At 71.5% G+C, this 20,399-nt stretch carries 19 protein-coding genes; 9 read left to right on the plus strand and 10 right to left on the minus strand.

All coding sequences use genetic code 11. The features are described 5' to 3' along the window. Positions 1-36 precede the first annotated feature (36 nt). Complete coding sequence (locus JYK02_RS25065) at positions 37-2,493, plus strand: ATP-binding protein (RefSeq protein ID WP_347402570.1); 2,457 nt, start codon at positions 37-39, stop codon at positions 2,491-2,493. 9 nt (positions 2,494-2,502) lie between these two features. Here JYK02_RS25065 and JYK02_RS25070 read toward each other — a convergent pair whose 3' ends face one another. Next, positions 2,503-3,093, minus strand: a complete 591-nt coding sequence (locus JYK02_RS25070; protein WP_207054610.1) for a YqaA family protein — start codon at positions 3,091-3,093, stop codon at positions 2,503-2,505. Between the two features lie 116 nt (positions 3,094-3,209). Between JYK02_RS25070 and JYK02_RS25075 the strand changes: the two genes are divergently transcribed. From JYK02_RS25075 to trxA, 5 genes are all read left to right on the plus strand, one after another. Then, positions 3,210-3,866, plus strand: a complete 657-nt coding sequence (locus JYK02_RS25075) for an LON peptidase substrate-binding domain-containing protein (RefSeq protein ID WP_207054611.1) — start codon at positions 3,210-3,212, stop codon at positions 3,864-3,866. Between the two features lie 93 nt (positions 3,867-3,959). Continuing rightward, on the plus strand, positions 3,960-5,852 hold the full coding sequence (nadE, locus tag JYK02_RS25080; RefSeq protein WP_207054613.1) for an NAD(+) synthase: 1,893 nt from the start codon (positions 3,960-3,962) through the stop codon (positions 5,850-5,852). Positions 5,853-6,053: 201 nt separating this feature from the next. Then, positions 6,054-7,205: a hypothetical protein gene (locus tag JYK02_RS25085; RefSeq protein ID WP_207054615.1), complete on the plus strand. Its 1,152-nt coding sequence runs from the start codon at positions 6,054-6,056 to the stop codon at positions 7,203-7,205. A 181-nt stretch (positions 7,206-7,386) separates the two neighbouring features. Beyond that, positions 7,387-7,710: an FKBP-type peptidyl-prolyl cis-trans isomerase gene (locus JYK02_RS25090; protein WP_207054617.1), complete on the plus strand. Its 324-nt coding sequence runs from the start codon at positions 7,387-7,389 to the stop codon at positions 7,708-7,710. A gap of 9 nt (positions 7,711-7,719) precedes the next feature. After that, positions 7,720-8,103 carry a thioredoxin gene (gene trxA, locus JYK02_RS25095; RefSeq protein ID WP_120527496.1) on the plus strand — a complete coding sequence of 128 codons (384 nt, stop codon included), beginning with the start codon at positions 7,720-7,722 and terminating at the stop codon, positions 8,101-8,103. A gap of 36 nt (positions 8,104-8,139) precedes the next feature. Here trxA and JYK02_RS25100 read toward each other — a convergent pair whose 3' ends face one another. Further along, positions 8,140-9,027 carry a hypothetical protein gene (locus tag JYK02_RS25100; RefSeq protein WP_207054619.1) on the minus strand — a complete coding sequence of 296 codons (888 nt, stop codon included), beginning with the start codon at positions 9,025-9,027 and terminating at the stop codon, positions 8,140-8,142. 117 nt (positions 9,028-9,144) lie between these two features. Between JYK02_RS25100 and JYK02_RS25105 the strand changes: the two genes are divergently transcribed. Together JYK02_RS25105 and JYK02_RS25110 are read left to right on the plus strand one after the other, a co-directional pair. After that, positions 9,145-11,595 (plus strand): TonB-dependent receptor domain-containing protein, encoded by a 2,451-nt coding sequence (locus JYK02_RS25105; RefSeq protein WP_207054622.1) that lies wholly within the window; start codon positions 9,145-9,147, stop codon positions 11,593-11,595. Next, positions 11,592-12,404: a hypothetical protein gene (locus JYK02_RS25110; protein WP_207054624.1), complete on the plus strand. Its 813-nt coding sequence runs from the start codon at positions 11,592-11,594 to the stop codon at positions 12,402-12,404. The genes JYK02_RS25105 and JYK02_RS25110 overlap by 4 nt, the downstream gene beginning before the upstream one ends. A 9-nt stretch (positions 12,405-12,413) precedes the next feature. On the opposite strand, the gene JYK02_RS25115 is transcribed toward JYK02_RS25110, so the two are convergent. The 6 genes from JYK02_RS25115 to JYK02_RS25140 all read right to left on the minus strand — a co-directional run bounded on the left by JYK02_RS25115 (position 12,414) and on the right by JYK02_RS25140 (position 17,110). Continuing rightward, on the minus strand, positions 12,414-12,986 hold the full coding sequence (locus tag JYK02_RS25115) for a Uma2 family endonuclease (RefSeq protein ID WP_207054626.1): 573 nt from the start codon (positions 12,984-12,986) through the stop codon (positions 12,414-12,416). Positions 12,987-13,081: 95 nt separating this feature from the next. Further along, entirely contained in the window at positions 13,082-14,044 is a 963-nt protein-coding gene (locus JYK02_RS25120; RefSeq protein WP_207054628.1) for an Ig-like domain-containing protein, read from the minus strand. 113 nt (positions 14,045-14,157) lie between these two features. After that, on the minus strand, positions 14,158-14,898 hold the full coding sequence (locus JYK02_RS25125; RefSeq protein WP_207054630.1) for a putative metal-binding motif-containing protein: 741 nt from the start codon (positions 14,896-14,898) through the stop codon (positions 14,158-14,160). Between the two features lie 127 nt (positions 14,899-15,025). Then, complete coding sequence (locus JYK02_RS25130) at positions 15,026-15,667, minus strand: hypothetical protein (protein WP_207054632.1); 642 nt, start codon at positions 15,665-15,667, stop codon at positions 15,026-15,028. A gap of 116 nt (positions 15,668-15,783) precedes the next feature. Then, positions 15,784-16,380 (minus strand): hypothetical protein, encoded by a 597-nt coding sequence (locus tag JYK02_RS25135; RefSeq protein ID WP_207054634.1) that lies wholly within the window; start codon positions 16,378-16,380, stop codon positions 15,784-15,786. A gap of 43 nt (positions 16,381-16,423) precedes the next feature. Continuing rightward, complete coding sequence (locus JYK02_RS25140) at positions 16,424-17,110, minus strand: hypothetical protein (protein WP_207054636.1); 687 nt, start codon at positions 17,108-17,110, stop codon at positions 16,424-16,426. Between the two features lie 370 nt (positions 17,111-17,480). On the opposite strand from JYK02_RS25140, the gene JYK02_RS25145 reads away from it, so the two are divergent. Beyond that, a complete protein-coding gene (locus JYK02_RS25145) occupies positions 17,481-19,061 on the plus strand; it encodes a carboxypeptidase regulatory-like domain-containing protein (protein ID WP_207054638.1) in 1,581 nt (526 codons plus the stop codon). 4 nt (positions 19,062-19,065) lie between these two features. Here JYK02_RS25145 and JYK02_RS25150 read toward each other — a convergent pair whose 3' ends face one another. Both JYK02_RS25150 and JYK02_RS25155 read right to left on the minus strand, forming a co-directional pair. Continuing rightward, the gene (locus tag JYK02_RS25150; RefSeq protein ID WP_207054639.1) at positions 19,066-19,605 is read right to left on the minus strand and encodes a MarR family winged helix-turn-helix transcriptional regulator; all 540 of its coding nucleotides are present in this window, start codon (positions 19,603-19,605) and stop codon (positions 19,066-19,068) included. Positions 19,606-19,756: 151 nt separating this feature from the next. Continuing rightward, positions 19,757-20,392: an EcsC family protein gene (locus JYK02_RS25155; protein ID WP_207054640.1), complete on the minus strand. Its 636-nt coding sequence runs from the start codon at positions 20,390-20,392 to the stop codon at positions 19,757-19,759. Positions 20,393-20,399 lie beyond the last annotated feature (7 nt).

Below are 20,399 nucleotides of genomic sequence, written 5' to 3' on the forward strand. Positions count from 1 at the left end.
GGGGAAGTCATCATCCAAGGTCGTCCTCAGGCCCGTGTGGCGGCGTTCCCGGTCCGGGGCCTCGTGGAGGTCCTCGCGCTGACGGCGGTGTACCTGCTGGCCGCGCGGGTGGCGCTGTCGCTGGCCGCGGAGACCAGCAAGATCTGCCCCGTCTGGTTGCCGTCGGGCGTGGCCCTGGGCGGGCTGCTGCTGCTGGGCGTGTCGCGCTGGCCCGCGGTGGCGCTGGGCGCGGGCGTGGTGGCGTACGCCATGGGCGTGTCACCCGGGGTGGGGCTGGGCGTCGTGCTGGGCTCCACGCTGGAGGCGGTGCTGGCGGCGCTGCTGTTCCGGCGGATGGAGGGCGCGCGGGAGCTGCACCGCGTGCGCGACGTCGTCTGGCTGGGCGGGGGCGCGGGGCTGGGCGCCATCCTGGGCGCGGGGCTGGGCACGCTGGGGCTCGTGCTGGGCGGGGTGGTGCCCGCCGCGCTGTGGGGCCCCTCCGGCTGGCTGTGGTGGATGGCGGACCTGCTGGGCATGCTGCTGGTGACGCCCGTGCTGTTCCTGCGCAGGCCGCGCCGCATGGAGCGTTCCTGGGAGGCGCTGCTGCTGCTGGCGCTGACGACGGCGGTGTGCGTGGGCATCTTCGCCTTCCCCCGGCCGGGCTCCGGGGCGGCGCACGCGCTGATGTTCCTGCTCTTTCCGCTGACGGCCTGGGCGGCCCTGGGCTTCGGGCTGCGCGGCGCCGCGCTGGCGTCGCTCACCGTCGCGCTGGCGGCCATCGCCGGCACCGCGCGGGAGCTGGGGCCGTTCTTCACCACGGACCTGCCGCACCGGGGGCTGGTGGTGCTGCAGCTCTTCATCGGCATCACCTCGCTGACGGGCCTGCTGCTCGCGGCGGCCCGCGCGGAGCGCCGTCAGGCGGTGGAGCTGCTGGAGCTCTTGGCCACCACCGTGCGCGCGGTGCACGAAGGCGTGCTCATCTGCGAGGTGCGCGAGCCGGGCGTGCTCAACACCGTGTTCGCCAACGAGGCCCTCTGCGCGCTGGTGGGCCGGCGGCGCGAGGAGCTGGTCGGCGTGGCGCCCGGGGAGCTGCTGGCGTCCGGCGACGGCGGGGACCGGCAGCGGCTGCTGGAGGCGCTGCGCGAGGAGCGCTCGCTGCGCGCGGAGGTGGCGCTGACGCGGCCGGATGGCACGCGCGTGTGGAGCGAGATGCAGCTGTCCCCGGTGCGCGCCAACGGCGAGGCCGTGACGCACTTCGTGGCCACCCACCGCGACGTCACCGCGACGAAGGAGCTGCAGGCCCGGCTGGTGGCCGCCGAGCGCGTGGCGGCGGTGGGCACGCTGGCCGCGGGCGTGGGCCATGAAATCAACAACCCGCTGGCCTACCTGGCGCTGAACCTGGAGGCCGCCCGGCGCAGCCTCGCGGCGGAGGGCGCGGCGGCCCCGGAGGGCGTGCGCGACGCGCTCTCCAGCGTGCGGGGGGCGCAAGAAGGCGCGGAGCGCATCCGCCTCATCGTGAGGGACCTGCAGGTGTTCAGCCGCGAGGGCGCGCCGGAGCGCGGCCTGGTGGACCTGAACGCGCTGGTGCCGCCCGCGGTGCGCGTGGTGCTGCACGCCCTGCGCTCGCGCGCGCGGCTGGTGGAGGACTTCGGGCCGGTGCCGCGCGTGCTGGGCAGCGAGGCGCGGCTGGGCCAGGTGCTGCTCAACCTGCTGGTGAACGCCCTGCAGGCCATCCCGGAAGGCGACGCCGGCCGTCACGAGGTGCGCGTGCGCACCCGCACGGACGCGTCCGGCCACGCGTGCGTGGAGGTGGAGGACACCGGCGCCGGCATCCCGCCGGACGTGCTGCCGCGCATCTTCGACCCGTTCTTCACCACCAAGGGCAGCGACGAGGGCACGGGCCTGGGGCTCGCCATCTGTCAGCAGATCGTCCGCACGCACGGGGGCGAGCTGCACGTGCGCAGCACGCCGGGCCAGGGCTCCACCTTCACGCTGCTGCTGCCGCCCGCGCCCGTGCAGAGCGCGGGGAGCCCGCCGCCCTCCCTGCCGCTGCACGCCGTCGAGCGCGCCGTGGGGCCTTCCGGCTCCGGACGCGGGGGGCGGGTGCTCATCGTGGACGACGAGCCCCGGCTGGCGCAGTCCATGCGCCTGCTGCTGGAGCCCACCCACGAGGTCGTCACCGTCACGCGCGGCGAGGACGCGCTGGCGAGGGTGGCCGGGGGCGAGTCCTTCGACGTGGTGCTGTGCGACCTGCAGATGCCGGGCATGGACGGCATCGCGGTGTACCGGCGGCTGCAGCAGGAGGCGCCCGCGCTGGCGTCGCGGGTGGTGTTCATCTCCGGCGGTGCGTCCTCGCCGGAGGCGCGCGCGTTCGTGGAGACGGTGGCCCAGCGGGTGCTGGAGAAGCCGGTGCGCCCGGACGTGCTGCTGGCCACGGTGGAGGAGGTGCTGGAGGGCAGCCCCCCCAAGGAGGTCGCGGCGCGCGGCGCGGTGGGCGGCACGCGCCGCGGCTAGGCCGTCACGTCAGACGCGCAGCCACTTGCGGGCCGTGGGGCCGAAGAAGCGCACCACGCTGCCCACCAGGAAGAAGCGCACCGAGCGGCCGATGACGGAGGCCAGCAGGAACTGCTCCAGCGGCACCGACACCAGGCCGCTGCCGATGGCGACGATCTTGAACGGCGTGGGCAGGATGGAGCACAGCAGCGCCAGCACCCAGAAGTTGCGGCCCAGCAGCTCGCCCACCGTGCCGGACACGCCGAAGCGGTCCACGCGCACGTCCAGGTCGATGTGCAGCAACTGCGTGATGCCCTCGCCCACGAACGCCCCCAGGCCATAGCCGATGAGGCCGCCCACCAGGCTCGCCAGGGTGCCCAGCAGGCAGTAGCGCACCCACTTCTTCGGCTGGGCGAGCACCATGGGCACCAGCACCGCGAAGGGTGGGATGGGGAAGACGGACCCATCCACCACCGACACCGCCATCATCGTGGCGAGCGCGTGCGGGGTGGAGGCGGCCGCCTCCACGCGCAGGTACATCCGGCGGTACCAGGACAGCTTCGGGGCGTCGGCGGCCGGGGCGGCCGGGGCGGAAGACGGGGAAGGCTCGGTGGAGGACATTCGGGGGCGCACCCTAGCGGAACCGGGGGCCCTTGCCACCGGAACGCCGGGCCCGGATGCCTGCCTGTTTGGAATGCGCCCCCGGCCCCAGGGGCTTACACACGGGGAAGGTGACCATGACCGCACAAGAGACCGTGGAACGCGCCACCGGCGCGCTGAAGGTGTTTCCCCTGCCGTCGGCGGTCCTGTTTCCGCACACCGTCATTCCCCTGCACATCTTCGAGCCCCGCTACCGGGCGCTGGTGAAGGACGCGCTGGCCTCGGACCGGGTGCTGGCCCTGGGCCAGCTGGAGGCCGGCTGGGAGGGGAACTACGAGGGCCGTCCGCCGCTGCAGCCCCTGATGTGCGCGGGCGTCATCGTCTGGGACGAGCAGGTGGAGGACGGGCGCTACAACATCCTCCTGCAGGGCGTCAGCCGGGTGCGGATGGTGGAGGAGCTGTCCCCGGGCACGCTCTACCGCCAGGTGCGCGCCCAGGTGCTGCCGGAGGCCCCCTACACGGGGCCGGAGGAGGAGCAGCTGCGCCAGGCGGTCTTCGAGCTGGCCGGCCGGGTGCCGCCCTCGTTCGCGGAGAGCCTGCTGCCGGTGGCCGCGCGCGCTGGCGGGGGCATGCTGGCGGACGTGGTGGCGTCCGCGCTGGTGCCGGAGCCCGGGCGGCGGCAGGAGCTGTTGGAGGAGCTGGACGTCCGGCGCCGCCTGGAGGCGGTGCTGGAGGACGTGAGCGACCTGCTGACCCAGCTGCAGCCCATGCGCCCCAGCGGGCCGCTGAACTAACCGGGCACCTGGGCCGCAGCATCCGCTTGCCCTGGGCCCCCCATGCGCGCATTGCTCGGGGCCTCACGCCTTCTTGAGGGAGAGCGACGCACCATGCGGCTCGTGAAGATTGGCATCGCCAGCGTCAACACCACCGTGGGCGCCTTCCAGGCAAACACCGACCGGGTGCTGGACCTGGCGAGGAAGATGGCGGCGGAGGACGTCACGCTGGGCGTCTTCCCCGAACAGGTCATCGCGGGCTACCCCGCCGAGGACCTGGTCCAGTGGCAGGGCTTCATCGACCACCAGTGGCCGGAGCTGGAGCGCTTCGCGAAGGAGACCGCGTCCCTGCCCCTGGTGAGCATCCTGGGCGTGGGCGTGGCCCTGCAGGGCGTGCGCCTCAACTGCGCGGCGGTGGTGGCGGGGGGCAAAATCCTGGGCCTGGTGCCCAAGGAGAAGCTGCCCACGTACAACGTCTTCTACGAGGGCCGCACCTTCGGCCACGGCCAGCCCGGCATGGCGGAAGCGCACCGGGGCGTGCCGCTGGGCGACTTCATGTTCCAGTTCGACTTCGGCACCGTGGCGCCGGAGGTGTGCGAGGACATCTGGAGCGCGGACGGCCCCATGCGCCGGCGCGCGTACTCCGGCGGCGAGCTGGTGGTGAACCTGTCCGCGTCCCCCTTCCGGCTGGGCTTCTGGGAGACGCGCCGCGAGCTCATCGCCACGCGCGCGTCCGACCACCAGGTCACCATCGCGTACGCGAACGCGGTGGGCAGCAACGACGGCCTCATCTTCGACGGCGGCGGCTTCATCAACCAGAACGGCCGCCCCGTGCTGGAGACGCCGCGCTTCCAGCAGGGCTTCACCACCGCCGTGGTGGACCTGGACCGCACGCTGCGCCTGCGCACGGAGAACACCACCTGGCGCGTGGACAAGGAGTCGTGGGTGTCCGCGGGCGGCAGGAAGGTGCCCACCCTGGACTGCACCCAGGCGGTGAAGACGCGGCGGGAGAAGCTGCCCTATCCCGTGCCCGCGCACCGCAGCTTCTTCCTGCCCGCGCCGGACACCCGCCGCACCGCGCGCGTGGCGCTGTGCGAGGACATCCTGGACGCGCTGTCGCTGGGCGTGGGCGACTACTTCGAGAAGACGCGCGCCTTCAAGCTCTTCGGCATCGCGCTGTCGGGCGGGCGGGACTCGCTGCTCACGCTGCTCATCGCGCACCGGTACGCGAAGCGCGCGCGGCCGGACAACCCGGGCTCGCTCATCCAGGCGTTCTACATGCCCAGCCCGTACTCCAGCCAGCAGACGCGCGACGCGGCGGAGACCATCGCGCGCGAGCTGGGCGTGCCCTTCCAGGTGGTCTCCATCGAAGAGGCCTTCGAGCGGGAGAAGGCCGCCGCGCAGAAGATGCTGGGCGACACGAAGCTCACCCCCATCACCGAGCAGAACATCCAGGCCCGCATCCGCGCGCAGCGCATGTGGAACTGGAGCAACTCCTGCGGCGGCCTGTTCCTGCAGACGGGCAACATGAGCGAGAAGTCCGTGGGCTACACCACCATCGGTGGCGACCTGATGGGCGCGCTCGCGGTTATCGCCAACGTGCCCAAGACGGTGGTCATGTACCTCCTGGACTACCTCCAGGAGACCACCGGCTACGAGGGCATCCGCAAGGTGCTGGCCAAGCCCGCGGGGCCGGAGCTGGCGCATGATCAGGTGGGCGAGGAGGAGCTGATGCCCTTCCCCATCCTGGACGCGTGCTTCTACCTGCACGCGGGTGAGAAGCTCACCCCGGCGGAGATGCGCACCGCGCTCACCGCCATGTTCCCGGAGGTGGACGCGGAGCGCCTGGGCGGGTACGTGGACCGCTTCGTGCGCCTGTTCCAGCAGTCCATCTACAAGTGGGTGCAGGCGCCGCTGTCCCTGCACATCGGCAACCTGGACCTGGACCGCGAGCGCGCGTTGCAATTGCCTGTCGTCACCGGTTCGGCCTGGCTGCGCGACGCGTGACGAATGTCTTTCAATGTCTATCTTTGACGCTGGACGGGGGGGCGTCCGGGCCCTCCGTCCCCGTGAAGTGGCTCTGAAACCACGCCTTCCCCCCTGGAGGGCGGGCAGGCGGGTCAGCTGTCTTTGACCTTCCGCGCAAGGCTTGCCGGATGTCCCTCGCAAGACAACCTTCATGTCAGTCAGTCGACGATGGAGGGTTGGATGAAAGCGAAGATTCTGGCGGGCGCCGTCGCGGCGCTCATGTACGGGACGGGTGCAGGTGCGGCGGAGAAGGATTGCCCTCCAGGGCAGGCCGCGGTCCACAAGGACAAGGGGCACAAGGACATGACGGCGCAGTCCTCTGCGGGACAGGTCCAGGAGGAGGACCTTCTCATCGAGGAAGAGGCGCCGGTGGATGAATCGCTTCAGGGGACGGGTGGCAGTGGTTCCTCCGGGTCGTCGATGGATGACTCCTCGAAGAGCAGCCAGAGCCTGGGCACCAGCGACCAGGGCCTGAGCAGCCCCAGCGCGAGTGGCACCGGTGGCAGCGGCGCGGTCTACCTGAACATGCCGCTGCGCTGCGAGCCGGTGGGCCAGCCGGGAGTGGGTGGCAGTGGCTCCAGCGGCATCACGCCGCAGAGCCAGGAGCTGACGCCGCCTCCCGCGGCCGAGCCTCCCGCGCCTCCGCCTCCTCCGTCCGGCTCCAGCGGCGGCATGAGCCAGAGCAGCTCGCTGTCGGGCCAGGAGGCCACGGGCGGCAGCGGCATGACCACGCCTCCTCCGAGCTACGCGCCCACGGCGTCAGCCAATGAGGAGATCCAGCCGCTGGAGGTGGAGAAGAAGGACAAGAACGACAAGAAGGGCCTGACGCTCCTCATCGGTGGCGGTGTGGAAGGCTACACCGGCGCCCTGGCTCCGCAGATTGCCCCCGGTCCCTCCGCGGCCGTGACGGCGTCGCTCAAGCCGACGTCCGTGCTGGGTGTCGAGGTCGGTTACTCCGGCGCCTTGAACAACATCAAGGACGCGGGCATCGCGGGTGCGGACGGTCCGGACCTGGTGCGCAACGGTGGCCAGGCGGCCCTGACGCTCGCCGTCTCGCCGTCGGCGGTGCAGCCCTACCTCCTGGGCGGCATCGGCGTGAGCAACTACCACTTCCGCGGCGGTGAGTCGCTCGGCTACAGCGACGACACCGTGGGCAACATCCCGGCGGGCGTGGGCGTGCGCGGCCACTTCGGCCACTTCACCGCCGACCTGCGCGGCTACTACAACTTCCTGTTCGACAAGCAGTTCGCTCCGGACATCGATCCGGGCGGCAGCGACCCGTCGGGCGGCGGCAGCTACACCACCACGCTGAACGTGGGTGGCACGTTCTGACCGGAGTTTCAGTCACGGCCTCCATGGCAGGAGCTGGCGGCGGGGTTTCCGGATCATCCGGAGCCTCGCCGTCACTTTTTTTATTCCCACGCCAGGGCCGGGCATTCAGGGAGGCGGGAGGCTGCGCCCGGCGTTAGAGTGCGCATTTTTCCAGGGCGGATTCCCGCCAAGGAGCCTTGGCATGAGCTTGAAGACGGAAGACGTGAAGGTCGGAACCGGGACGGAAGCGGTCGCGGGCAAGCGGGTGACGGTGCACTACGTGGGCACGCTCACCGACGGCAAGAAGTTCGACAGCAGCCGTGACCGTGGGCAGGGCTTCACCTTCGCGCTGGGCGCGGGCCAGGTCATCCAGGGCTGGGACCAGGGCGTCGCGGGCATGAAGGTCGGCGGTATCCGCAAGCTCACCATCCCGCCGGAGCTGGGCTACGGCTCGCGCGGCGCGGCCGGTGTGATTCCCCCCAACGCCACCCTCCTTTTCGAGGTGGAGCTGTTGGACGTTCGTTAGGAGGTCATCATGGCGACGCTCGAAATCACGAAGGACAACTTCAAGGAGACGGTGGGCAAGGGCGGCATCGTCGTCCTGGACTGGTGGGCGACCTGGTGCGGGCCCTGCAAGGCGTTCGAGCCCGTGTACAAGGCCTCATCGGAGACCCATCAGGACATCGTCTTCGGGAAGATCGACGTCGACGCGCAGCCGGAGCTGGCGGGGGCCTTCGAGGTCCGCGCCATGCCCACGCTGATGGTGTTCCGTGACGGCATCCTGCTGTTCGACCAGCCGGGCGCGCTGCCCAAGGCGGCGCTGGAGGACCTCATCCGGCAGGTCCGCGCGCTGAACATGGACGACGTGCGGCGCGAGGTCGAAGCGCAGCGCGCCTCCAAGGAAGCGCCCAAGGCCTGACGCCTCGGGCCGGGGCCTTCCTCCGCGGGGGAAGGCCTACGGCGCGGCGACGGTGCAGACGCCGCCGCCGTTGAGGTGCGCCTGATCCACGATGCTCTGGGTGACGAACTCCTGGAGCGTGCGCAGGGCGTAGGCGCCGGGCTGGTAGACGACCGGGTGGCCCTGGGCGTCGCGCAGCTCGCCGCCGTCCAGGCCGCGCAGGTCGAGCAGCTGCTGGGTGGCCAGCCCCTCCGGCGTGATGGCGTGGCTTGCGTCCGCGGTGGCGGCGATGGCCTCGAAGCGCAGCTGCACGCCGCGGTGGGTGCCCAGCCGGTCGTAGAACATGTGCTCGGCGTGGATGGTGACCTCGGCCTCCGCCACGGAGTTCTCCGGCACGACGAGGCCCTGGGTTCCGTCCACGCCGTTGATGCAGTCCACCATCCGCGCGTTGACGGGGAAGCCCATGCGGAAGGTGTAGAGGCCCAGGGCGGGGTCCCGGTTCTGCGCGCGGCCCTCCACGAAGTAGCTGAAGCCGCGCTCGCGCATCATCGCCAGGTCGTCGGCGGACACGGACGCGCCGGCCACGGTGCGCGCCTCCGGCGGGCTCACCCGGAAGGCCACCCCGTAGCGCCCCGCCTCCAGGCCCGTGAGGCCGGTGAGGGGCACGTCCCCCTTCTGCACGTCCACCAGCAGGTGCTCCGTCGTGGCGTGCACGTCGCCGGCCGCGGAGGTGAGGGTGAAGTCGCCCAGGGACACCAGGTACTTCGTGAACTGCACGGACCAGCCGTCCTGGAAGAGGTGATCCGCGTAGCCGCGCTGCGTCCCGTCCCCGCCGCTCAACGTCACCCGCACGTCGCCGCGCGCCGTGGCGTCGCCGCAGCCGGAGGCCCCCAGGCCCAGCGCGCCCACGAGCAGGCCCCACGTCCACTTGCTTCGTCGGTTCATGCATCTGGTTGGTATTTGTAACTATGTTGCAAGTCAAGTCTGGGTTGCGATATCCACGGGTCGCCGCTGAGAGGTCCGCCTGCGTCAGGTGGACCCCGCCGGCCGAGGTCGTTGCCCGTGTTCATCCCGACGCTGGTGCTCTGGCTGTTGAGCGCGTCGCCCGAAGTGCCCGTGACGCCGCCCGTGCCCGTGGAGGCGCCGCCGCCCGTGATGCCGGCGGACGCGCCGCCGTTGACGGAGGCCGTGCGGGTGCTGCTGCGGCTGACCATCGATGCCCAGGGAGAGGTCTCCCAGGTGGAGGTGATGGTGCCCGGGGGCGAGGCCTTCAACCGGGCCGCGATGGCGGCGGCCCTGAGGTGGCGCTTCGAACCCGCGCGCCGGGGCGAGGAGCCGCTGGAGGTGCGCGTGGACGTGCCGGTGACGTTCGAGCCGGTGGCCGCTCCGCCTGCTCCGGAGCCGGTGCCACCTCCGAAGCCGGAGCCGCCGGTGTTCTCCACCACGGTGCGCGGGCAGTCCGTCGCGCCGCCTCCCGTGGCCGTGGGGGACTTCCACATCACGGTGGGGCAGCTCGCGGACGTGCCTCGCAACTCGGCGACGGACCTGATGCTGCTGGCTCCGGGCGTGATGCTCGCCAACCACGGCGGGGAAGGGCACGCGGAGACCGTCTACCTGCGCGGCTTCGACGCGGGAGAGGGCAAGGACGTGGAGATGCGCCTGGACGGGGTGCCCCTCAACGAGGTTTCCAATGCCCACGGCCACGGCTACGCGGACACGTACTTCATCATCCCGGAGCTGGTGCGGTCCCTGCGCGTGACGGAGGGACCCTACGACCCATCCCAGGGCGACTTCGGCGTCGCGGGCACCGTGGAGTACCAGTTGGGGCTGGAGCAGCGGGGCATCACCGCGTCCGCCAGCTACGGCAGCTTCGCGTCGCGCCGGCTGTCCCTGGTGTGGGGCCCGCCCGAGTCCACCGCCGCCACCTTCGTGGGCGTGCTGCTGCGCCAGGGGCACGGCTTCGGCCCCAACCGCTCCTATGCGAACGCGGGCCTCATGGCCCAGACGGAGCTGAACCTGGGGCCACAGACGAAGCTGCGCGTGTTCGGCGCCAGCTACGCCGCGCGCTACGGCTCCGCGGGCGTGGTGCGGGAGACGGACGTCGTGGACGCGCGGCTGCCATGCGACGCGGACGCGGACTCGCAGTTCTTCTGTCTCTACGACCCGAACCAGGGCGGCGCGAGCCAGCGCCACATCGCCTCCGTGGAGCTGACGTCCCGCCTGGAGCGCGGAGGCCGCTTCGTGCAGCAGGCCTTCGCCATCGCCCGGCAGATGCGCAGCCGTGAGAACTTCACCGGCTTCCTCCAGGACACGCCCCCCATCGGCGAATCCCAGCGCGGCGACAACACGGAGCAGTCCTACCAGGGCACCACGGTGGGCCTGCGAGGCCGCTACACGCCGGGCCTCACCTGGGCGGGGCAGCCCCAGCCGCTGGAGCTGGGCTACGTGGCCCGCTACGACAACGTGCACACCCGCGCGCGGCGCCTGCGCGACAACGGCGGCGCGCCCTACGCCACCGTCTTCGACAACCAGGTGCGCGTGACGAACCTGGGCGCGTATCTGTCCCTGCGCGGCGCGCCGCTGGAATGGCTCACGCTGCGGGGCGGCGTGCGCGTGGACACGTTCCTCTTCGGCGTGGAGGACCTGAACCGGCCCGCCGAGGATCGGCAGGGGACCCGCATCCCAGAGGAGTCCGTGGAGGCCTATGGCTTCTTCGCCAGTCCCCGCGCCAGCGCGGAGGTGCGCCTGACGCCGCGCCTCACGTGGCTGACCAGCGCGGGCCTGGGAGCGCGCTCCAGCGACGCGGCGGGCCTGTCCAACGCGGAGTTCGCGCCGTACGCGCGCGTGACGTCCGGAGAGACGGGCCTGGGCTGGCGGTGGGCGGACGGCCCGTCCTCGCTGGAGCTGCGCGGCGCCCTGTTCGCCACGCGCGTGTCGCAGGACCTGGTGTTCAGCGAGACGACGGGACGCAACCAGCCCATCGGCCCGTCGCAGCGGCTGGGCGCGTTCGGCAGCGCGCGCTTCCAGTGGGAGCAGCACCTGGACGTGCAGGCGAGCCTCGCGTGGGCCCGCGCGACGCAGCCGTTGCCCGGGGCCTCCGCGTGGCAACTGTGGGACGGCACGGTGCTGCCGTACATCCCGCAGGTGCTGGGCCGCGTGGACGCGTCGTGGCGGGGCACCGCCACCGTGGCCCATCAGCCGGTGGGGTGGAGCGTGGCGCTGGGGCACAGCGCCATCGGGCCCAAGCCCCTGCCGTTGGATCGCTACAGCGAGTCCATCTTCCTCTTCGACGTGGCGGCCCGGGCGCGCTGGCGCGCCGTGGAGCTGGGCCTGTCGGTGGAGAACCTGCTGGACGCGCGCTGGCGCGAGTCCGAGTTCAACTACGTCTCCAACTTCCGCGGCCCCGACGCGCCCGCGTCCCTGCTGGCCACGCGCCACTTCTCCGCCGGTGCGCCTCGCACCGTGCGCGGCACCCTCACCGTGTACCTGGACCTCCAGGAGGACCGGCCATGATGCGTCCCACCCGTCGAGCCTTCACGTGGATGCTGGGAGGCGCGCTCGCGGCGGGCTGCGGCCTGTCCGGCACCGGAGGCCGCAGCATCACCTTCCGCATGGGCCTGCGCACGGGGTTCGCGCCCGGTGAGTCCACCGCGGGCACCTTCACCACCGACACCGGCTGGCGCGTGGCGCTCACCACCGCGCGCCTGGTGCTGGGGCCCATCTACCTCTTCGAGAAGGCCTCGCCCCTCCAGCCCCAGGCCCTGCTGCGCCGCCTGGGGGACGCGCTGCTGCCCACCGCGCACGCGCACGAAGGGGACTTCTTCTCCGGAGGCCGCGTGCTGGGCGAGTGGGACCGCGAGGTCGTCTTCGACTTGCTCGCGGACGCGGGACAGGCGCGCGTGCTGGGGCGCTCGCCGGGCATCGCGGGCGTGGCGCGGTCGCTGTCGCTGCTGCTCCAGCCCCCTTCGAGCGCGCTGGGCGCGGAGGCGGACGTGATGGAGGGGCGCTCGCTCTTCCTGGAGGGCGTCGCGGCCCAGGGAGAGGCGCGCGTGCCCTTCCGCGTCGCGATGGACTTCCCGCCTCCCGTGGAGCTTCAGCGCGTGGACTTCGTGCCCATCGACGTGGACCTGGACGACGAGGGGCTCTTCGTCCTGGAGCCACAGCCGCACCGCTGGTTCACCGGCGCGCGGTTCGACCGGCTGACCCTGACTCCGAACGGCGCGCCCGTGGACGTGGGCGCGGACACGCAGGTCCACCGGGCGCTGAGCGTCAACGTGCGCCGCTTCGACGCGTTCACGGGCGCGTGGGAGCCCGCGGCGTGACGGGGGGCTTCACTCCTGCGTCCAGAACGGCGACAACTGGAGGTCCACGCGCTCGAAGGGCTCGACGCGCACCTGCTCCTCGCCGACGAGGGTGTTCACCAGCATCCAGCGCTCGTGGTCCTGGCGGAACACCTCCACCACGCGGTGCACGGGGTTGATGACCCAGGCGTTGCGGATGCCCGCGCGGGCGTAGCGCGGCAGCTTCGCGGCCAGGTCCAGCCTCGCGCTAGCGGGGCTCAGCACCTCGCAGATCCAATCCGGCACGCGGTCGATGAACGCGCCGTCGGGCAGCGTGGGCGGCCGTCCCCCCAGCCAGCCCGCGAGGTCCGGCACGAGCACGTCCTGGCCCAGCAGCAGCCGGGGCTCGGAGGTCCACCACCAGCCCTCGGGCGCGCGGCCCAGCAGCGGCGTCAGGCCCTGCTTGCGCGCGATGGGAGGCGAGGAGACGTAGAGGACGCCATCGAGCGCCTCGCCCACCAGGTAGTGGGGCAATGTCTGCACTTCCTCGTAGGGGGCGAGCATCTTGCGGGCGGCGGCGTGGCGCATGCGGTGGGCCTCCAGGTCCGAGCGAGAGACCGTCACCGTAGCGGGCAGCCTCCCGCGCGGCATTGGACCGCCAGGGCGGCCCACCTTGTCCTGGTGGACGCACGCCCTTCCCGCGAGTCGTGTGGGGCTTGCTATTCGCGCTCCAGCACGAACTGGATGTGCTCCGAGGCCACGGGACCGAACTGGAACAGGTGGATCTGATCCCCCGGCTCCGACGTGAACTTCAGCGTGTGCGTGATGCCGGCGCAGATGAAGCGCGCGGGCGCGAGCACCGACGCGACGTCCGTCCCCGCCGTGTCGTTGGTGACCTTCGTGGGCACGTTCTGGTTCAGGTAGAGCGTGACGTGCTCGGCGCTCTCCGGGTCGGAGATGAAGCCCGTGTAGCCGCCGAAGCCCGCCTCACCGGAGCGCAGCGTGACGTCGTAGCGCGCGTGGCCGGTGTGCGTGTCGGGCGGGAAGTCGAAGGGCGTGCGGCCCGCGGTGACGGCCTCCGGCGTGTTGACGAGCGTGTGCGTGCACGCGTGCTCCAGCGCCGGGTCGCGCTCGCCGGTGGTGAAGTCCAGCGAGGTGTCCGCCAGCGCGAGTCCGGCCGCGTCCCTCAGGGACTCCAGCGACAGGGCGTAGTGCGTGGAGACCTCCAGCGGACGGGTGCTCTCCTCCGTGCGCGGCACGGTGACGGTGAGCGTGCGCGCGTCCCCGGACCAGGCGCCGGTGAGGACGCGAGCAGGGACGGTGGTGTCCGTGCGGTCGTGCAGCGTGACCTGGGCCGCGGTGGGGTCCATGGGCTCGCTGAACGTGAGCGTCAGCACCTTGCGGAAGGCGATGACCGGCGTCTGGCCGGAAGCGTCCAGGTACATCTCCAGCGGGTAGACGTCTGCCTCGTCCTCGGCGGGCTGGGAGGCGGTGACGGTGGCGGTAGACGTGGACGTGCCCGCGTCCGTACCCGCATCGCTGCCAGCATCCGTACCTGCGTCGGTGCCCGCGTCCGTCGAGGTGCCGGCGTCCGGCGTGACGATGGGGTCGTCGTCATCGCAGCCGGTCAGCGCGAGGGCGGCACAGGTGGCGAACAGGAAGGTGGCGGAGGAGAGACGCATCGGGGGGAGTCCTTCGTGCAAGCAGGGAGAAAGGCCCACGCCGGAGCACCGTTCCGAGATGAGGTGCTCCGGCGCGGGAGCGGACCGCTCAGGTCCGCGTCAGGGGACCGCGATCAGCACTGCGAACCGTCGCAGTTGTCATCGATGCCGTTGCCACAGATCTCCGTGGCGCCCGGGTTGATGCTCACCGCAGCGTCGTTGCAGTCGAAGCGCTGCGTGATGTAGCCGGCGGGCGGCGTGCACGCGGTGTAGACGGACACGGAGCTGTTGCCGTAACCGTCGCTGTCCGCGTCCTGGTAGTAGCGCGTGCGCGTGTCGTTGAGGAACTCCGGCACCACGGTGACGGTGTTGCCGGACGCGGGGCCCGCCGCGACGATGTACGTCGTGCCCGCCGTCAGGTCGTACACGGACACGTACACGAGCGTGCAGCCGGAAGCCGACACGGTGTGAGACAGCGCGGCCGGCACCGTCGCGCTGGTGCTGCCATTCACGACGGTGAAGGCCACGTTCTTCGTCCGGTAGAACGCGTAGGAGCCGGTCGTGGCCGGCACGTACGTCACGGAACCCTCGGCGCTGGACGGCAGCGTCAGGTCGTAGGCCTTGTGCTTCGTGCTGATGGAGGGCGCGCTGGTGACGCGCGTGGCGCTCGCCGTGATGGCCACGTGGTCCGTGGGGCTGCCCGCGTGCGTGCACGCGTGCGAGGTGATGCCCGAGCCCAGCGACGTGCAGCCGGCCTCCAGTTCCTGCGAGTCCTGCGCCTCGAAGGAGGCCTCCGGCGCCTCCTCCATCGGTCCGCAGGCCGTCAGGCCGAGCGACAACAACGCGCCCAGCGCGATGCGCTTCATCTTCAACATGGGTGTTTCCTTTCGGGATGCCGGACGCGGCGGGGTGCCAGGCGGCCAGAAGCCACCGGTGCGTCCGGTGACTCACTCATGCCGTAAACGCAACTTGGTTGCAATAATGGTCAGGCGATTCAGGCCGTCACTGGAGGTGCTCGATGACGAGCCCCAGCTCCGTGCGCGCGGTGGGGCCGAAGGTGACGGTGTACTGGACCTTGTCCGTCAGCTCGTAGCCGACCATGTGCTTCAGGCCTTCACAGAAGGCGCCGGTGGCCTGGGTGGCCACGGGCGCCACGACGCGCTCGCCCTCCTTCACGGTGACGGCGACGTCGGGCGTGCTCAGGTAGAGGACGAAGTCCCCGGAGGCCCAGGCCTTGAAGCTGAACGTCCCCACGGACTGGCCGTTCTCCGGGCGCAGCTTGACGGTGTAGTGCGTGTGGAAGTCGTCCACGCGCGGCTGCCGCTCCGGAGAGGCGGTGACGGTGGCGAAGGGGCCGTTGGTGACGTGGAAGCAGGCGTGCTCGCCGTTGTCGCCGAAGTCGAAGCCCTCGCGCGGCACGTAGTCCGGGTCGGTCACGCACGACAGGCTCTGCTCGCTGGCCAGGTAGCCCCGGTCGCAGTGGCACCAGTCGCCGTCAGGCTCGCGGTGGATGTGGCCATGGGGGGCGCATGGGTCGCCCTGCTCCTGGGGCGTGCCGTCCGGGGCGGGCGGATCGTCGCCACCACAAGCGGTCAGGGCCGCGAGGCCTCCGGCCAGGAGAAGTGCTGGAAACGGGATGCGCATGGGAGGGCTGCCTCATCGGAATCCGTGATGTAGATGCAACTGAGATACAGAAGTTTTCGGATGTTGGGAAGGCCCGTGGACCTTGGAGGTGTCCACGGGTCTTCACTCACGCGGGGTTACTCCTCGGCGTGGTCGTGCCCCGTCTCCTCGACGATGAGGAGGAAGGTGGAGGGCTGGGGGACGATGGCCGCGAAGTCCACGCGGTAGTCGACGCCACCCTCCAGGTCGGCGGTGACGGCGGTGCGCAGGCTGCCGCAGACCTCCTGCGGGATGTTGTAGCGGCACTCCAGGCCGACCTCCTCGTTCGTGGCCGCGTTGACGACGCGGACCGCGCGGTAGCCGGAGGTGAGGAAGGCGTACTCGGTGGACTCTTCCGGGGTGAAGATGACGGAGCCCGCGTAGCCGAGCGTCCACTGCTGGTAGGTGATGGCCGGCAGGGTGACGTTGTACGCGGTGTGCCCCACGCTCACGTCCACGAAGGACGGGCCGCCGAAGGGCGCGGCGGTGACGGACTCGAAGGGTCCGTATTCGGCGTGGGTGCAGGAGTGCTCGGCGACCTCCGCCAGCTCCTCCGTGTCCTGGCAGGCGGCGAGCAGCTCCGACTGCTGGGTGACGGGGGCCGGTGACTCCTGGGCGGGGGCCTCTTCGGTGCCGCAGCCGGCGAGCAGGAAGACGGCGCCAGCGGCGATCAGGGCATGGGGATGCTTCGACATGGTGGGGACTCCTTGGGTGGGTGCTGCGGGTGAGAAGGGGGGGCTAGGAGCGGTCCGGGCGCAGGACGAGCCACGGGACGCGCACCTCGCCCGAGGGGAGGTGCTCGGGCGGGAGCTGGAGGTGGGCGCTGTGTGCGCTCGGAGTCAGGAGGGAGGCGCGCTCCCAGGCGTCGCGGAAGGACGGCTCGTCCGGGAAGGTGACGCGCGTCACGCAGCCGGCGGCGTAGCAGTGGGGCGGCTCCGCCTGGACGGGCCGCACGTCCTGGTCGATGCGCGCGTGCCATGCATCCAGCGCGGCGCGTGCGTCGTGCGTCCACGGCTCCGAGCTGTCACCGGACGCGGTGAGCTCCGCGAGCACCGCGTCGCGGCGGGCCAGCGGGGTGGGGTGGTCCGCGCGCAAGGCCCGCACCAGCCGCACGCGCGTGTCGGGCAGCTCACGCCGCGCGCGGTTCCGGAGCTCCGGCTGCACGGGCCCCTTCACCTTCAGCGCCGCGTCGAGGAACGCCTCTGGTGAGGGGGTCGCCAGCGGTTCGGGGATGGCGGGCGCGGGCGCGGGCGTGTGGATGGGCGCGGCTTCGACCGTCGGTGACGGGGCCGGTGCCACCTGGGACACGGTGGGCGGGGGCGCTGGCGGCTCGGCGGGGAGGTCCAGGGGCCGGTGGAGCCAGGCCACCGCGAGACACGACAACACGACCCCCGTGCCTCCGACACTCCAGACGATGCGGTTCATGGGTTCCCCTCAGGACGCACCTGTGGCGGTGCGCGCGCCAGCCCGGCTTCCCGCGAGCGGCCCGCAATAGATGCCACTGAGAGTCACATGCAATCAAGTTGCATTTAGCGGGTGATGTCCGGGGAGGGCGTGCGGGAGGGGTGTTGCCTCGATTCCACGAAGGAGGGCTGTTCCTGGCGGCCCGACCTGTCCAAGATGGGGCGCTTTTGTCCCGCGGACCCTGAGGTGCCGTGAGATGCACGTGAAGCGGGCCCTCGGTGGATTGCTGGTGGCGGTGCTGCTCGGAGTGAGCACGTGGATGCTGCTGCGTCCGGAACCCCTGCCACCGGCGCCGCCTTCACCCGTGGTCCCGCGGGTCGAGGAGGCCGTTGTGCGTGACGCCGCTCTGTTGGTGGAGGCGGTGGAGGCCCCGGACGCGGGCCTGTGGCTGACGGCGACGCTGGAGGACTCGCGGCCGTTCGAGGGTGAGGCGCACGTGGGCGCGGCGTTCGTCTCCGACGCGGATCGCGCATGGTGGGAGAATGACCGCGAATTCTCCCTGCGCGCGGAGCCCTCACGGCTGGAGGACCTGGCCAACGTGCGCGAGTGGAAGAAGGCCCCCGTCACCGCCACCGCGCAAGGCGGAGTGGTGGGGCCGGTGGAGGTGCCGTCAGCGCCGCGCTACGAGGTCATGGCCTTTGCGCCGGACGGGACGGTCTGGTGGGCGGATCAGGTCCCCCCGAGCCAGCCCGTGACAGGCGTCGTGGACCTGGGCGTGGTGAAGGCTCGCCGCCCCACGGGAATACGCGTGCGGTTGGAGGGCGCGCGAGGCATCCCTGGGACGTTCTCCGTGCGGATGCACCGGGGCCTCCATGGGCTGTCGACCGAGGAGATCATTCGAATCAGCTACCTGCTGCCAGCGCTGACGCTGGCGGCGCCGGAGCTCATCCATGCGCTCCAGCACGACGTCTTCCTGCCGCTTCTGACGGACGGGGAGACGCGGTTCGCACCCCTGCCGCCGGACCCTGTTGTCTGGCTGGTGTTGCGCACGCCGGCAGGAAGGCGGAGCAGGGACGTGGAGGTGCCCCTGCGGGAGGGCTCGGTGGAGCTGGTGACGCTGGATGTGGCGAAGTTGTTCCCCGAAGGCGTGGGCGGCGCGGTCACCCTGCGGGGCCGGGTGTCTTTGGGGGAGCTGGGGCGTCCCCTGGGGCCCGCGACCGTGAAGCCCGACGACGGCGAGCCCGTACCGGTAGGGGAGGACGGACGCTTCACGGTGGAGGGCGTGCCGGCCTGGAGGCCGAGCGTCTTCACTGTTTCGCGCGAGGTGTCCGAGCCGGGACGGCCGGTGGCACCCCGGGAATGGCCCTTCACCTTCACGCCGACCGCGGGGATGCAGGGCGCGGTGGAGGTGGACTGGCGCGTGCCGCCGTACCGGTGGCTGGTGCTGCGGATGGATGGCTTCACTCGGTCGCAGTTGATGGAGCGTTCCCGGGAGCCCTATCCGGTGTACCTGCTGGAGCGCCGCGATGCACAGGGCGTCTGGAGGGACGTCCCCACCCAGGAGTTCCTTCCCGAAGAAGCTGGCGTGGCGGTGTCCCTGACGGAGCCGGGGACCTACCGGGTCCAGGTCGCGTCGTCGCCGTACGCGTCGCGGCCGAGCAGCGCGGCGCGGGCGGGCGAGGAGGCGCACGACGTGGAGGTGCGGTTGTCTCCGGAGACAGCACCTCCGCCTTCGTGCGAGGTGCATGTCTCCCGGGATGGGCAGCCCGTGGCTGGCGTCAGCGTGGATGCGGGAGGGTCCCGCTCGATGCCGCTCGCGCACGGGAAGACGGACAGCGCCGGCCGTTGGCGGATGGGGGCCGTGAACTCCGACGTGCTCTCGATCACGGTGACCGCGGGTGAGCTGATCTTGTGGGACGGCGACGGCGCGGAGGCCTGCCGCCGCTCGGGCGTCGTCGAGGTGCGGCTCTAGTCCGTCAGGCGGCCGAAGCCCTTAGAAGCTCGTCGGGGACGCTGGCCAGCTCGGCGTTCTCCTCGGCCACTTCCTCGGCGTTGCGCGCCTGGACGGTCAGGGCCTGCACCCACAGCTCCAGGATGTCCATGAGCGCGCTGCGCGTCTCGCCCTGGAGCGGGGACAGCAGCTTCGCCATGCGCTCCTGCACCTGCGCGTTGAGTTCATCCGTCAACGCATGGCCCTTGTCGGTGAGGCGCACGCGCACGCGCCGCCGGTCATGCCGCACGGAGCGCTCGCGGCGCACGAGTCCGCCCGCTTCCAGCCGATCCACCAGCCGGCTCAGGCGCGGCATGGCCAGGCCTCCCAGGCGCATGGCGAGCACGCCCACGGGCAGCAGGCTCTCCGCGCGCAGCCACCAGAGCGCCTGCAACTCCATGGGCTCCCAGTGGGGATGGGACAGGGCGGCCAGGGGGCTCGCCAGCGAACCGCAGCGAGCCGCGTCCACGAGGAGGTTCCGCCACCGCGCCACCTGCACGCGCACATCCACCGAGAGCTCCGTCATGCACCCCTCCGTGCCGGGGATCCGCGCCCGCGTCCGGCTCCGCGGGCAACGCTCCCGGCCTGCCGCGGGCTCCAAGGTCCCGCGCAGCACTCAACGGGAATACGTGACGGACATATCGCGCCGGTTTCTGACCGGATTTTCGCGGGGTCCGCTACTCCCCGCTCGCCGCCTTGCGCTTCGCGGTCCTGGCCTTGGCGTGGGCCTTGTCGAAGCCTTCGTAGAAGCGCACGGCCTGCTCACCCACCATCTGGATGTGCTGGTTGTTGAGGTACGCGGTGATGGGCGCCGCGACCAGCGGCATCGCGCGGCCCAGCGTCGACATGCCGCCCTTCGTGAGCAGCAGCGCCGCCAGCTTCCCCAGCACCTTGGGCCCGGAGCGGTGCAGCGGCCCCAGCCCGTTGGCGTAGCCGAACAGGTCCAGCAGCTCCCCGCGCGCGCGGTCCGTCTTGAGGTTCGCCTTGTAGAGCGTGGCCACGTCCGTGAGCAGGATGAGCTGCAGGTATGCCATGAACGTCAGGTCCGCCGGCAGCGACACGAGCCCGAACACGCCGCTCACGCCGCCCACCATGCTGGCCAGGCTCTTCTTCTCATCCACCAGCCGCTGCGCCAGCTCCTTGGTCGTCGCGGACGGGTAGCGCTTCTCCAGCGCCGCCACGCGCACGCGCGCCCGGCCAATCTCCCCCTGGATGAGGTCCGACAGGCGCAGCGCCCCCAGCTTCTTCAGCTCCGCGGGGGTCAGCTTCTTCATGAAGCCCAGCCGCTCCGTCACGCTGTCGTAGAAGGCCATGTCCTCC

It is taken from the genome of Corallococcus macrosporus (genome assembly GCF_017302985.1).
In the GTDB taxonomy this organism is placed as follows: Bacteria; Myxococcota; Myxococcia; order Myxococcales; family Myxococcaceae; genus Corallococcus; species Corallococcus macrosporus_A.

Coding starts and splice junctions, on each gene's coding strand:
- JYK02_RS25100 (WP_207054619.1), bottom strand. CDS start 9,027: ATGAACCGACGAAGCAAGTGGACGTGGGGCCTGCTCGTGGGCGCGCTG.
- JYK02_RS25110 (WP_207054624.1), top strand. CDS start 11,592: ATGATGCGTCCCACCCGTCGAGCCTTCACGTGGATGCTGGGAGGCGCG.
- JYK02_RS25120 (WP_207054628.1), bottom strand. CDS start 14,044: ATGCGTCTCTCCTCCGCCACCTTCCTGTTCGCCACCTGTGCCGCCCTC.
- JYK02_RS25085 (WP_207054615.1), top strand. CDS start 6,054: ATGAAAGCGAAGATTCTGGCGGGCGCCGTCGCGGCGCTCATGTACGGG.
- JYK02_RS25155 (WP_207054640.1), bottom strand. CDS start 20,392: ATGGCCTTCTACGACAGCGTGACGGAGCGGCTGGGCTTCATGAAGAAG.
- JYK02_RS25070 (WP_207054610.1), bottom strand. CDS start 3,093: ATGTCCTCCACCGAGCCTTCCCCGTCTTCCGCCCCGGCCGCCCCGGCC.
- JYK02_RS25135 (WP_207054634.1), bottom strand. CDS start 16,380: ATGTCGAAGCATCCCCATGCCCTGATCGCCGCTGGCGCCGTCTTCCTG.
- JYK02_RS25130 (WP_207054632.1), bottom strand. CDS start 15,667: ATGCGCATCCCGTTTCCAGCACTTCTCCTGGCCGGAGGCCTCGCGGCC.
- JYK02_RS25075 (WP_207054611.1), top strand. CDS start 3,210: ATGACCGCACAAGAGACCGTGGAACGCGCCACCGGCGCGCTGAAGGTG.
- JYK02_RS25150 (WP_207054639.1), bottom strand. CDS start 19,605: ATGACGGAGCTCTCGGTGGATGTGCGCGTGCAGGTGGCGCGGTGGCGG.
- nadE (WP_207054613.1), top strand. CDS start 3,960: ATGCGGCTCGTGAAGATTGGCATCGCCAGCGTCAACACCACCGTGGGC.
- trxA (WP_120527496.1), top strand. CDS start 7,720: ATGGCGACGCTCGAAATCACGAAGGACAACTTCAAGGAGACGGTGGGC.
- JYK02_RS25090 (WP_207054617.1), top strand. CDS start 7,387: ATGAGCTTGAAGACGGAAGACGTGAAGGTCGGAACCGGGACGGAAGCG.
- JYK02_RS25125 (WP_207054630.1), bottom strand. CDS start 14,898: ATGTTGAAGATGAAGCGCATCGCGCTGGGCGCGTTGTTGTCGCTCGGC.
- JYK02_RS25140 (WP_207054636.1), bottom strand. CDS start 17,110: ATGAACCGCATCGTCTGGAGTGTCGGAGGCACGGGGGTCGTGTTGTCG.